Genomic DNA, 12,155 nt, shown 5'->3' with positions numbered 1-12,155 from the left:
CCACTCCCCGTTTGGAGCATGACATGACCGCCACCGCAGGAACCCCCACCTCGGTCCAGGAACACAAGTCGCACCTTCGCACGCTCGTCGGCACCGGCATCGGCAACGCCGTCGAATGGTACGACTGGGCCATCTACGCCACCTTCGCCCCCTTCATCGCGAGCGCGCTCTTCAGCAAAGACGACCCCACCTCCGCCATCCTGTCCACCCTGGCGATCTTCGCCGTCGGCTTCGTGGCGCGGCCCTTCGGCGGCTTCGTGTTCGGCTGGATCGGCGACCGGATCGGCCGCAAGACCTCCATGACCTTCGCCGTGGCGCTCGGCGCCACCGGCAGCCTGCTGATCGGCATCGCCCCCACCTTCGACTCGGTGGGCGTCTTCGCCTCGATCATGCTGCTGCTCGCCCGCCTCATCCAGGGCCTGGCTCACGGTGGCGAGCTGCCGTCGTCGCAGACCTACCTGTCCGAAATGGCACCCAAGGAAAAGCGCGGCTTCTGGGCCACCCTCATCTACACCTCGGGCACGGTGGGCATCCTGTTCGGCACGCTCCTCGGCGCTGTGCTGACCGCCGTCCTGAGCAAGGCCGACATGGCCGCGTGGGGCTGGCGCATCCCGTTCATCATCGGCGGCTTGCTGGGTATCTACGCCCTGGTGATGCGGGCGCGCCTGAAGGAAACCGAAGCGTTCGAGGCGGAGACCGTGAAGGAAAAGCACGAGCCGATCTGGCCGCAGATCTTCCGTCACCGCAAGCAGGCCCTGCAGGTGATCGGCCTGACCGTCGGCCTGACCGTCATCTACTACGTATGGGGCGTCGTGGCGCCGAGCTACGCCGCAACCACGCTGAAGATGGACCGTGGTGAGGCCCTGTGGGCCAGCGTGGTGGGCAACATCGTCTTCATCGCTGCCCTGCCGTTCTGGGGCCGGCTCTCCGACCGCATCGGCCGCAAGCCCGTCCTCATCGCGAGCGCCGCCGGTTCCGCGCTGATGCACTTCCCGATGACCTGGCTGCTGAAGGATTCGCCGTGGCAGCTGGCCGTGGGCATGTCCGTGATGCTGTTCTTCATTGCCGGATCCGCCTCGATTGTCCCCGCCGTCTACGCCGAGCTGTTCCCCACCAAGATCCGCACCGTGGGCGTCGGCGTTCCGTACTCCATCTGCGTGGCAGCCTTCGGCGGCACGGCCCCGTACCTGCAGACCTGGTTCGCGAGCATGGGCCAGGGCAACCTGTTCAACATCTACGCGATCCTGCTGCTCTGCGTCGGCATCGCCTTCGTCTTCACCATTCCCGAGACGAAGGGCAGGGACCTGACGCACTAGGGATGTACCGGCCCCGGAGGACATGTCCTCTGCTCGGCACGAAGGATGGACATATTCCGTATATGTCCATCCTTCGCCGTTTGCAGGGGACATGTGCCTGCCAGCACCCGCCACGGAAGCCCGCACCGGAGTAACAATCCGCAGCCGGACACCGATCGGTGATGCTCGTCACAGTTTTTCTCCACGCAAGCCCAAGAGTTCCTTACGAGTCACAATTAGTTGTACTGGGCCACTGAGCCCTCCGCCTACGTTGGGGCCATGACGAACACCTCTTACGACGTTGTAATTGTTGGTGGCGGACACAACGGCCTCACGGCCGCGGCCTACCTGGCGCGGGCCGGCAAGGACGTGCTCCTCCTTGAGCGCGATGACCACCTGGGCGGCGCGGCAATTTCCGCCACGGCCTTCGACGGCGTGGATGCCCGCCTGTCCCGCTATTCGTACCTGGTCAGCCTGATGCCGAAGCAGATCATCGAGGATCTGGGCCTGGACATCGAACTTGCCCGCCGCCGCTACTCCTCCTACACCCCCGTGCCCGGCAACACCGCCGCAGGCCTGCTGATCGACGGCGGCGATGCGGCCGCCACCCGGGGATCCTTCGAGCGCGTGGCCGGCAACGACGCCGACTTCGACGCCATGCAGGAGTTCAACGCCGCCACGGGCCGCCTGGCCCGGGCCCTCTTCCCCACCTTCTGCGGACCGCTGCCGAGCCGTTCCGAAGCCCGCAAGCTGCTGGACGACGACGCCCTCTGGGACGAACTCATCGAACAGCCGCTCGGCCAGTCCATCACCAAACGCTTCGAAAACGACGTGGTCCGCGGCGTGGTGGCGACCGACGCGCTCATCGGTACCTTCACCTCACTGGACGACGCCTCACTGGACGCCAACCGCTGCTTCCTCTACCACGTCGTCGGGAACGAAACCGGCGACTGGGACATCCCGATCGGCGGCATGGGCGCGGTCTCCCGCGAACTGGAGCGCGCGGCCCGCGAAGCCGGCGCCACGCTGCTGACCGGCGCGGAGGTCACCTCCGTATCGCCCGACGGCGGCGTCCGCTACCGCCTGGACGGCACCGAACACACCACCGAAGGCCGGCACGTGCTGGCGAACGTCGCGCCCGCGGTCCTGCATGGACTGCTCGACGGCGGCCAGTCGCCCGCCGCCGACGCTGCCTCTTCCGAGATTGCCCGCCCCGAAGGTGCCCAGGTGAAGGTCAACCTGCTGCTCTCCCGGCTGCCGCGGCTCAACGACGAAACCGTCGCGCCGGAGGCGGCCTTCGGCGGGACCTTCCACATCAACGAAGGCTACGGCCGCTTGGAAGAGGCGTACCAGGAAGCCTTGGGAGGCGCGGTCCCCAGCCCGCTGCCCTGCGAAATCTACTGCCACTCGCTGACGGACCCGAGCATCCTTTCACCGGAACTCGTCGAGGCCGGGGCCCAGACCTTGACGGTGTTCGGCCTGCACGTTCCGCACCGGCTCATCACGGAAGAGAACAACGATTCCCGCCGCGCGGAGCTCCAGGCCGCCGTACTCGCGTCCCTGAACTCGGTGCTCGCCGAAGCGATCGAAGATCTGATCCTCAAGGACGCCAACGGCAAGCCCTGCATCGAAACCAAGACGACGCTGGACCTGGAGCACGCCATCAACATGACCGGCGGCAACATCTTCCACGGTTCCCTGTCCTGGCCGTTCCTTGAGGACGATGCACCGCGCAACACCGCGGCCGAACGCTGGGGCGTCAGCACCGGCAACCCGCGCATCCTGGTCTGCGGTGCCGGCGCCCGGCGCGGCGGCGGCGTGAGCGGCATTGGCGGCCATAACGCCGCGATGGCCGTGCTGGAAGACCTCGCCGATCACTAAGCCTGATCAGTAAGCCTGACCAGTAAGCACAACCCACCGAAACACCATCCGGCCGGGCAGGCCGGTGACTCCGGCCTGCCCGCACGCCTTCTTCACCCATCTCCCACTCCAGTCACCCACACCGAAGCAAAGGAGCATCAATGATGCCGCTCCCTTCCCGTTCCGTCCCGACCTTCGCAGCCCTGGGACTCGCTGCCGTGCTGGCCCTGACAGCCTGCACCAACGCCTCGGAAACGGCACCTGCCGGACCGGTCGGATCCGGCGCCGCGGAGGCAGCCTTCGACCCCACCACCGTCGCCAAGGACGATGCCCTGGCGGCAATGGTTCCCGCTGCTATCAAGTCCAAGGGCACGCTGAGCTTCGGCTCGGACACCACGTACGCTCCGGCGGAGTTCCTGGCCCCGGACGGCCAGACCGCCACCGGCTACGGGATCGATATCGCCAAGGCAGTCGCCGCGAAGCTCGGCCTGAAAGCCCAGGTCCAGAGCGCAGAGTTCGCCACGATCCTGCCCTCGCTCGGCCCGAAGTTCGACCTGGGCGTCTCGTCCTTCACCGTCAACCCGGAGCGCCTGAAGGCCGTGAACATGGTGAGCTACTTCAACGCCGGGGTGCTGTGGGCCGTCCAGAAAGGCAACCCGAAGAACATCAGCCTGGACGATCTCTGCGGCAAGACCGTGGGCGTACAGACCGGCACCATCCAGGAGAACCCGGACGTCTCCGGCCGCTCCAAAGCCTGTGTTGATGCCGGCAAGCCCTCCATCAACGTGGTCTCCCTGAAAAACCAGGCGGACGTCACCACCCGTCTGGTCAACGGCGGCATCGACGTCATGGCCGCCGATTCACCGATCATCGGCTACGCCCTGTCGCAGACCGGGGACAAGCTGGAGACCCTCGGCGAGATCTACGACGCCGCACCCCAAGGCATCACCGTAGCCAAGAGCGATACCGCCCTCGCCGAACTGGTGACCAAGGCGGTCAACGGCCTCATTGCGGACGGCAGCTACGGCAAGATCCTCAAGAGCTGGAACAACAGCGAGGGCGCCATCGCCAAGGCTGAGCTCAACCCGGCAGTGGCCCCGTGACGCAGGCGGGCACAAGCACGCAGGCGCCGGAGCGCCTGCCGGAGGAACCGGCGTCGGGCGCTGAAACGCAAGGCACTGAAACGCAGGGCAAGCAAACACAGCACGCCCAGGCACCCGTCCTCAACAACGCGGTCCCGGTGCGGCATCCCGGCCGCTGGATCAGCGGCTTCGTGATCCTGGGACTCGTGGCCCTCATGCTGCAGAGCATGGTCACCAACCCGAACTTCCGCTGGGACATCGTGGGCACGTACATCATGGACGTGAAGGTGGTCCAGGGCGTGGGGTGGACGCTGCTGCTGACCGTGGCATCCATGGCGATCGCGGTGGTGCTGGCGATCCTGCTGGCGGTCATGCGGCAATCGGACAACCCGATTTTCCGCTGGTCGAGCTGGCTGTGGGTGTGGTTCTTCCGCGGCACGCCGGTGTACACACAGCTGGTTTTCTGGGGCCTGCTCGCGGTGCTCTACCCGAAGATCAGTGCCGGCGTGCCCTTCGGCCCGGAACTGTTCAACCTCAGCACCTCCTCCGTCATCACCCCGATTGCGGCGGCCATCCTGGGCCTGGCCCTGAACGAATCGGCGTATCTGGCTGAGATCTTCCGGGCCGGCCTGAAATCCGTGGACAAGGGACAGACCGAGGCGGCGGAGGCCCTGGGCATGAGCGACGGCAAGATCATGTGGCGGATCATCCTGCCGCAGGCCATGCGCATCATTGTTCCGCCCACGGGCAATGAAACCATCGGCATGCTCAAGACCACCTCGCTGGTGTTGGCCGTACCGTTCACCCTGGACCTCACCTTCGCCACGAATGCCCTGGCCAACCGCACATACCAGCCCATTCCGCTGCTGATCGTGGCGGCCATCTGGTACCTGGTGATCACCAGCCTCCTGATGGTCGGTCAGCACTACCTGGAGGCGTACTACGGCAAGGGGGTCGACGCCGGACAGGCGGCGGTGGCGGTCAACCCGGCTGCCGCCCGGGCCGCCGCTGCCGTGGCAGCCCCCGCAAGCATCCTTCCCAAAGAGGAGTCACGATGACAGCGATCGCCGAAAAGCCGCTGGTGCGGATCGAAGGCCTGCACAAGTACTACGGCCAGCACCACGTGCTGCGCGGCATTGACCTGACCGTGAAGCAGGGCGAGGTGTCCGTGGTGATCGGGCCTTCCGGTTCCGGCAAGTCCACGATGCTCCGCTGCATCAACATGCTGGAGACGGTCAGCGCCGGGCGGATTTCCGTGGACGGCGAGCTGATCGGTTACCGCGAGGTCAACGGCCGGCTCCACGACTTGAAGAAGAAGGACATCGCCGCCCAGCGACGGGACATCGGCATGGTGTTCCAGCGCTTCAACCTGTTCCCACACAAGACGGCCCTGCAGAACGTCATGGAAGCGCCGGTTCAGGTGAAACGGAAAGGCAAGGACTTCGCACGCAGCCAGGCTTTGGAGCTGCTGGACCGGGTGGGCCTTGGCGAACGTGCCAACCACTACCCGGCCCAGCTCTCCGGCGGCCAGCAGCAGCGGGTGGCGATTGCCCGGGCGCTGGCCATGGAACCCGGGCTGATGCTCTTCGACGAACCGACCTCGGCCCTGGACCCGGAGCTCGTGGGCGATGTACTCAACGTGATGAAGGACCTGGCCAAGTCCGGCATGACCATGATCGTGGTGACCCACGAGATCGGCTTTGCCCGCGAGGTCGGCGACACCCTGACCTTCATGGACGGCGGTGTGGTGGTGGAATCCGGCGACCCCCGGGAGATCATCGCCAACCCGAAGGAGGCACGGACCCGGGAGTTCCTGAGCCGCGTCCTCTAGACCCTCTGCGGCAAAATGAAAGCCCGCGGCACTCCGTCAACGACGGTGTGCCGCGGGCTTGCCGCTGTCCAAGGAAGGTCAGGAGCAACGGCCTCCCCGCCGTTACTGCGCTCCCGCTTCCTGGACAGCGATCTGACGGGCCGCTGCGACAGCCAGACGACCGCAGAACCCGTCCCCATCACCGGGCATTTCCTCCGGGACGATTTCATGGACGGCGCCGTCGCGGTACAGCTCGCGGGCGCCGATCCGTTGTTGTTCCGCCAGCTCCGCCGCGTGCATGGTGTCTCCGTGCACGATCAGGCTGGCTCCTTCGGGCGGCAGCGGGGCCAGCCATGCGTGTTCCGCCGCCACGGTGCGCCGGGCGGCAGCGAGCGCGAGGGCACCTCCCCCGGTGCCCTCACCCATCAGGATCGCGACGCTGGGCACCGTGAGCCGCAACAGGGTGCCGATGCAGTCGGCAATTCCGCCGGCAATCGCGGATTCCTCAGCCCGGACCGACAGCTCGGCGCCCGGGGTGTCCACCACGGTGACCAGCGGCAGCCCGAGTTCCTCCGCCAGCCGCATTCCGCGCCGGGCCTGCGCCAGGCCTGCCGCATTGAGCACGGAGCCGGCGCGCTGTGCGGCCCGGTCCTGCCCGACGACGACCACCGGCCGGGTGCCGCCCGTTACACGCAGCTCAGCCAGCACGACGGCGGTGCTCGCCGACAACTCTCCGCGTCCGGTTCCGGACAAGCGGACCGTGCGGCCGAAGCCGGCGTCGAGCAGTTCGGCCAGGCCCGGACGGCCAGGCTTCCGGGTGCGCAGGACCGAGTCCCATACGGTGCCGGAACGTTCCCCGGGAAGGGGGGCACCGGCGTCGGGCATTCCTGCGTCCGGCAAGGAACGCGAACCGGCCAGGATCCCCAGCACCCCGGCGGCGAGGTTCCGGAATCCGGCAGCGTCCAGGACGGCGTCGACCGTTCCGTGGCTGAACAAGTGCTCGGCGGACTGGACGCCGGCGGGGAACTCCTCACCGCGAAGGCCCGCGTAGACCTTTGGCCCGAGGAAGCCCACCAGGGCGCCGGGCTCGGCCACGGTCAGGTGGCCCAGCGAACCCCACGAAGCGAACACTCCGCCCGTGGTGGGGTGCCGCAGGTACGCGAGGTAGGGCAGCCGGAGCGCCTTGTACGCCGTGAGGGCCTCGGTGATCCGCACCATCTGCAGGAAGGCGAGCGTGCCCTCCTGCATGCGGGTACCGCCGGACGCCGGGGCGGCGATCAGGGGCAGCCGGCGCCGGCCGGCCTCCTCGATGGCTGCGACGATCCGGTCTGCTGTGGCCCGGCCGATCGAGCCGCCCAGGAAGCTGAACTCGCTGGCGATCACCGCCACCGGGTGGCCGTCGATCAGGCCCTCGCCGGAGAGCACGGCTTCGTCGGCGCCGCTGCGTTCGCGGGCCCGTTCAAGGTCGCTCAGGTAAGCGTCCGAAACGGACGGCAACTGCGGGGCGCTGTCCCAGCTGCGGAAGCTGCCGGCGTCGAGCAGTTGCTCCAGCAGCTCCGTGCCGCCCAGCCGGGCGGGCCGGGTGCGGCCGCTTTCGAGGACGGCCGTCATGGCGCTCCGCTTCCGGCAGCTGAACCCGCGACGCCGGCCCCCGCCATGGCGCTTTCCCCAAGCCAGCGGTCCTCCCCAAGCCAGTCGCGGATGCTGTGGTCGTGCTCGCCGAGCCGCGGTGGGGCGCCGTGCCGGAGGCGCGTGGTCTCGGTGCCGTCGCTGTCGAAGAAGCGCAGGGGCGAGCCCGGGATTTCGATCCGGCCGAGCGTGGGGTGCTCGATGTCCAGGAGCAGGTGCTGGCTGCGGGTCTGCTCCCAGGCGAACACCTCGTCCAAGGAGCGCACGCGGCCCGCGGGAATGCCCGCTGCCTCAAGCCGGGCCAGCAGCTCCTCCGAACCGGTCTCCGCGAACACGGCTTCGATGGCCTCGATCAACGAGCTTCGGTTGGCCACGCGCGATTGGTTGTCCTTCCACCGCTCATCCGCGGCAGGCAGGCCGAACCCGGCCGCGAAGCGCTGCCACAGCCCTTCGGAACCCACGGCGATCTGTACGGCCCCGCCGGCGCAACGGAACAGACCGTACGGCGCGATGGAGGGGTGGTGGTTGCCCTGGGCTTCCGGCACCTGCCCGCCCACGGTCCAGCGCGTGCCCTGGAACGCCAGCACGCCCACGATCGAAGACAGCAGCGAGGTGCGGACCACCTTGCCGCGGCCCGTCTGCTCGCGTTCGAGCAGTGCCGCGAGCACCCCGTAGGCGCCGTGGATCCCGGCCAGCACATCACCGATCGGCACGCCCACGCGCTGCAGGTCATCCGCGCCGGAACCGGTGAGGGACATCAGGCCGGCCTCGCCCTGGGCGATCTGGTCGTAGCCGGCGCGGCGGCCTTCGGGGCCATCGTGTCCGAAGCCGCTGATGGCCAGCACGATCAACCGCGGGTTGAGCTCCTCCAGGGTGGCGGGGTCGAAGCCCAGCCGGTCCAGGGTGCCGGGGCGGAAATTCTCGATCAGCACATCCGCCCGGCGCAGGAGCTCCCGGAGGGTTTCCTTGCCGTCTTCGGACTTCAGGTCCAGGCGCAGGGACTCCTTGTTCCGGTTGCAGGACAGGAAGTACGTGGACTCGCGGCCTTCAGGGGTGTCCACGAAGGGCGGGCCCCAGCCGCGGGTGTCGTCGCCGCCGTCGGGATTCTCCACTTTGATGACCCGGGCACCCAGGTCTCCGAGCATCATCCCGGCGTGCGGGCCGGCGAGCGCGCGGGAAAGGTCGACGACGAGCTTGCCGGCGAGCGGTCCGCTTGCCTGGGAAAGCGGTGCCGTGCCGCTCATGCCTTCACCGCCTCGCGGGGCCGGAGTTCGACGTCGAACTCTTCATCGGCTTCCGGCGGCACCGGCGGCTGGCCGGGGCGCAGCATGCGGCGCACCGCTTCGGCCGCGAACAGGACGATGAGGTTGGGCAGGAGGGCGATCAGGCCGGAGTCGATGCCGCCGGTCTTGATGCCGCCGAAGGTGATGATGGCGACGGTCAGGGTACCGGCGAGGATGCCGAGCGTGACCGGGATGCCGCCCACGCGGACCTTGCGGGCGATCGCGAAGGCCACCGCCGGGGCCATCTGGGTGAGGCCGCCGTACGTCAGGAGCAGCAGGGCCGCGATGTCCGACTTCGCCAGACCGAAGACCAGCGCCAGGCCTACCGCCACGGCCACGACGAGGTGGTTGATGCGGAAGCGCAGCTTGGGGTTCTTGATGGACAGGACGTTGTGGGAGACCAACAGCGAGATGCCCATGGCGATGGCGCCGGCCGGGACCATGGCGGCTGCGGCGCCGCCGATGGCGATGACCGCGATGAGCGGCTCCGGCAGGGTTTCCTGCGCAACGCCCAGCAGCACCGAGTTGCCCTTGGTCTTGGGGTCGAGGATGAGGATGCCGGCCAGGCCCGCGAAGATCGGGATGATCAGTGCCAGCTGGTAGATGGCCAGCCAGCTGACGTTGCGGCGCAGCACGGCACCGCTCTTGGCGGCCAGGACCGGCGGCCACAGGTGCGGGAAGGTGTTGAAGCCGGCGCCCAAGCCCGTGACGATCACCGAGGTGATCCAGAAGGTGGTGTCAAAGCCCTTGCGGGAGACGGTGAAGTAGTCCGAGGAGATGGCGTTGACCTTCTCCACGACCTCCGGAATGCCGCCCACGCCGGCGATGACGCCGGCAAGGACAACCACCAGTGCCGTCACCATGATGAAGTCCTTGAAGATGGCCACGCGGGCCAGGCCGCGGATGCCGGCCCAGATCACGAAGACCACTACCAGGACGCTGGCCACGATCATGCTGTAGCTGCTGGCCTGGCCGCTGCCGGTGGCCAGCTGGACGATCAGGCCCAGGCCCGTGATCTGCAGCTGCAGGTACGGGATGAGGAAGATGGCACCCACGACGGCGACCGTCTTGCCGAGGGTGGGGCTGCCGAAGCGGTCCTTGAAGAAGTCCGCCATGGTCAGGTAGCCGCGGTTCGCGCCGAGGGCGCGCTGGCGCGGGGTGATGAAGTACTGCAGCACGCAGGAGATGGTCAGGTAGCCGATGGCGAACAGTGCCGCCACGCCGCCGCCGAAGGCGATGCCGGCCAGGCCCAGGAAGCTGAAGGTGGTGAGGGCCTCACCGGCCTGCAGGAACCAGGTGGTCCAGCGCGGAAGGTCGCGCTTGCCCACGGTCCAGCCGGACAGGGACGTCTGGCGTTTCCGGGTCCAGACACCCAGGACGCCGATGAAGACAATGCCGAGGATGATCAGGGTGGTCAGCATCAGTGGCCCTCCCCTGCGGTGGCGTCCTGCTGTGCGCGGCGGATCGCGTCCCGCTCCCCTTCGAGCCGGTCGAGTTCCGCACCGCCTTCGCGCAGGTAGCTGCGTTCCACGATCTGGAGCGCGACGACGGTCAGGATCACCATGGCGGTCATCCAGACGACGGCGGCCGGAAGACCGAGCCAGAAGGTCGGCGTGTGTACGAACGGGAGAAGCGGGGTGAAGACGATCCCCAGGACGGGGACGGCGGCGATGGCAAGCCGCTTGGGTGATGCGAGGGTAGTGCTCATAGGACTGCAGCTCCTTGGGGACGAACGGCTGAGCAGGATGAGATCTTTTCGAAGGCCGAGGCCAGGCGGAGCAGGCGGACATCGCTGCCGCGCGCCCCGACCATCTGGAGGCCTACGGGAAGGCCGGACGGCGTGAAGCCGGCCGGGACGGACAGGGCGGGAAGGCCCAAAGGGGTGAACAGGTAGGGGGCGCGCATCCAGTCGAGGTAGCTGGTCAGCTGCTGCCCTTCGATTTCGGTGGGGTATTCAAGGTCCGCGTCGAACGGCGCCACCTGCGAGGCCGGCGCGATCACCAGGTCGTAGCGGGTGAAGAACTCCGCCGCCTTGCGGATCAGGCGGGTCATGCCCTCCTCGGCACGGAAGACGTCGCGCCCGCTCAGCTTGGCGCCGTCGCGGATGTTCCCGGCGAGGAAGTGGTTGAAGAGCTCCGGGTCCGCTTCCAGGTCGGCACCCCAGGCGGCGTCGAAGCTTGCCGCCCGCAGCGTGCGGAACACCTCTTCGGAACCGTCCAGGTCCAGGCAGTCCAGCTCCACGTGGGCGCCGAGTGCTTCCAGGGCCTTGGCCTGCGGGTCCAGGACGTCCAGCACTTCGCGGGCCACTGGAATCCGGCCGCCCAGGGTCGGTGCGTACGCGATGCGCAGCCCGGCGAAGTCCTGCGGAGAGGGTTCCCCGGCATCAGCAGCCCCGGCAACGGCGGGGAACTCGGAGAACGGATCGTCCGGCGTCGGGCCCGTCATGGCGGAGAAGAGCAGCGCGGCGTCCGCGGCGGTGCGGCCCATGGGACCGGCAACGCCCAGCGGGAAGAAGACGTTGGCGCCGTCGGTGTTGGGGACCATGCCGGGTGTGGGGCGCAGGCCCACCACATTGCAGAACGACGCCGGATTGCGCAGGGAACCGCCCATGTCGCTGCCGTCGGCGATCGGCTGGAAGCCGGAGGCCAGGGCCGCCGCGGCACCGCCGCTGCTGCCGCCGGCGGACTTGGACGGATCGTACGGGTTGCGGGTGGTGCCGAAGACCCGGTTGAAGGTATGCGAACCGGCCGCGTACTCCGGCACGTTGGTCTTGCCCACCCGGATGGCGCCGGCGTCGAGGATGCGCTGGACGTGCAGGTCGTTGGCTTCCGGGACGAAGTCCGCATGGCGCGGGTGGCCGAAGGTGGTGCGCATGCCGGCCGTGCGGGCGGTGTCCTTGAAGCTGATGGGCAGGCCATGCAGCGGCCCGGTTGCTTCGCCTCCGGCCAGCTTGCGGTCTGCCTCGGCTGCGGCGGCCCGTGCACCATCTTCGTCGATGGTGACCACGGCGTTCACGAGCGGGTTGAGGCGGTCGATCTGTTCGAGGTGGGCTTCGAGCACTTCGACGGCGGATACCTCGCGGGAGCGCAGGAGGGCAGCGAGCTCGACAGCCCCGCAGTACACCAATTCATTCGTCATGATTCATTGAGCCTTTGCTTTGTTTCCTTTTGACCCGTTCATTCGGATCTTCTGGAGT

At 68.0% G+C, this 12,155-nt stretch carries 10 protein-coding genes; 5 read left to right on the top strand and 5 right to left on the bottom strand.

What is annotated here, in order from left to right:
• Window positions 1–23: 23 nt before the first annotated feature.
• The 5 genes from BIU82_RS07025 to BIU82_RS07005 all read left to right on the top strand — a co-directional run bounded on the left by BIU82_RS07025 (window position 24) and on the right by BIU82_RS07005 (window position 6,068).
• A complete protein-coding gene (locus BIU82_RS07025; protein ID WP_070348757.1) occupies window positions 24–1,316 on the top strand; it encodes an MFS transporter in 1,293 nt (430 codons plus the stop codon).
• A gap of 258 nt (window positions 1,317–1,574) precedes the next feature.
• Window positions 1,575–3,176 (top strand): NAD(P)/FAD-dependent oxidoreductase, encoded by a 1,602-nt coding sequence (locus BIU82_RS07020; protein ID WP_070348756.1) that lies wholly within the window; start codon window positions 1,575–1,577, stop codon window positions 3,174–3,176.
• A gap of 140 nt (window positions 3,177–3,316) precedes the next feature.
• Window positions 3,317–4,258 carry an ABC transporter substrate-binding protein gene (locus BIU82_RS07015; RefSeq protein WP_083292237.1) on the top strand — a complete coding sequence of 314 codons (942 nt, stop codon included), beginning with the start codon at window positions 3,317–3,319 and terminating at the stop codon, window positions 4,256–4,258.
• Window positions 4,259–4,395: 137 nt separating this feature from the next.
• Window positions 4,396–5,295: an amino acid ABC transporter permease gene (locus BIU82_RS07010; protein WP_253182709.1), complete on the top strand. Its 900-nt coding sequence runs from the start codon at window positions 4,396–4,398 to the stop codon at window positions 5,293–5,295.
• Entirely contained in the window at window positions 5,292–6,068 is a 777-nt protein-coding gene (locus BIU82_RS07005) for an amino acid ABC transporter ATP-binding protein (protein ID WP_070348755.1), read from the top strand. The genes BIU82_RS07010 and BIU82_RS07005 overlap by 4 nt, the downstream gene beginning before the upstream one ends.
• 102 nt (window positions 6,069–6,170) lie before the next feature.
• On the opposite strand, the gene BIU82_RS07000 is transcribed toward BIU82_RS07005, so the two are convergent.
• The 5 genes from BIU82_RS07000 to BIU82_RS06980 are packed head-to-tail and all read right to left on the bottom strand — an operon-like array spanning window position 6,171 to window position 12,097.
• Window positions 6,171–7,658 carry a carboxyl transferase domain-containing protein gene (locus BIU82_RS07000; protein ID WP_070348754.1) on the bottom strand — a complete coding sequence of 496 codons (1,488 nt, stop codon included), beginning with the start codon at window positions 7,656–7,658 and terminating at the stop codon, window positions 6,171–6,173.
• Entirely contained in the window at window positions 7,655–8,920 is a 1,266-nt protein-coding gene (locus tag BIU82_RS06995) for a CoA transferase (RefSeq protein WP_083292236.1), read from the bottom strand. Before BIU82_RS06995 ends, BIU82_RS07000 begins: the two co-directional genes overlap by 4 nt.
• Entirely contained in the window at window positions 8,917–10,380 is a 1,464-nt protein-coding gene (locus BIU82_RS06990; protein ID WP_070348753.1) for a sodium:solute symporter, read from the bottom strand. Before BIU82_RS06990 ends, BIU82_RS06995 begins: the two co-directional genes overlap by 4 nt.
• Window positions 10,380–10,667, bottom strand: a complete 288-nt coding sequence (locus BIU82_RS19845; RefSeq protein ID WP_070348752.1) for a hypothetical protein — start codon at window positions 10,665–10,667, stop codon at window positions 10,380–10,382. The genes BIU82_RS06990 and BIU82_RS19845 overlap by 1 nt, the downstream gene beginning before the upstream one ends.
• The gene (locus BIU82_RS06980; protein ID WP_070348751.1) at window positions 10,664–12,097 is read right to left on the bottom strand and encodes an amidase family protein; all 1,434 of its coding nucleotides are present in this window, start codon (window positions 12,095–12,097) and stop codon (window positions 10,664–10,666) included. The genes BIU82_RS19845 and BIU82_RS06980 overlap by 4 nt, the downstream gene beginning before the upstream one ends.
• Window positions 12,098–12,155 lie beyond the last annotated feature (58 nt).

This window comes from Arthrobacter sp. SW1 (genome assembly GCF_001766675.1).
Lineage (GTDB): Bacteria > Actinomycetota > Actinomycetes > Actinomycetales > Micrococcaceae > Arthrobacter.
This window is presented reverse-complemented; position numbering and strand designations above follow the sequence as displayed.

What these genes read in the sequence shown, in the direction of transcription:
- BIU82_RS07015 (WP_083292237.1), top strand. Translation starts at nt 3,317, where the DNA reads ATGATGCCGCTCCCTTCCCGTTCCGTCCCGACCTTCGCAGCCCTGGGA.
- BIU82_RS07025 (WP_070348757.1), top strand. Translation starts at nt 24, where the DNA reads ATGACCGCCACCGCAGGAACCCCCACCTCGGTCCAGGAACACAAGTCG.
- BIU82_RS07000 (WP_070348754.1), bottom strand. Translation starts at nt 7,658, where the DNA reads ATGACGGCCGTCCTCGAAAGCGGCCGCACCCGGCCCGCCCGGCTGGGC.
- BIU82_RS07020 (WP_070348756.1), top strand. Translation starts at nt 1,575, where the DNA reads ATGACGAACACCTCTTACGACGTTGTAATTGTTGGTGGCGGACACAAC.
- BIU82_RS07005 (WP_070348755.1), top strand. Translation starts at nt 5,292, where the DNA reads ATGACAGCGATCGCCGAAAAGCCGCTGGTGCGGATCGAAGGCCTGCAC.
- BIU82_RS19845 (WP_070348752.1), bottom strand. Translation starts at nt 10,667, where the DNA reads ATGAGCACTACCCTCGCATCACCCAAGCGGCTTGCCATCGCCGCCGTC.
- BIU82_RS06995 (WP_083292236.1), bottom strand. Translation starts at nt 8,920, where the DNA reads ATGAGCGGCACGGCACCGCTTTCCCAGGCAAGCGGACCGCTCGCCGGC.
- BIU82_RS06980 (WP_070348751.1), bottom strand. Translation starts at nt 12,097, where the DNA reads ATGACGAATGAATTGGTGTACTGCGGGGCTGTCGAGCTCGCTGCCCTC.
- BIU82_RS06990 (WP_070348753.1), bottom strand. Translation starts at nt 10,380, where the DNA reads ATGCTGACCACCCTGATCATCCTCGGCATTGTCTTCATCGGCGTCCTG.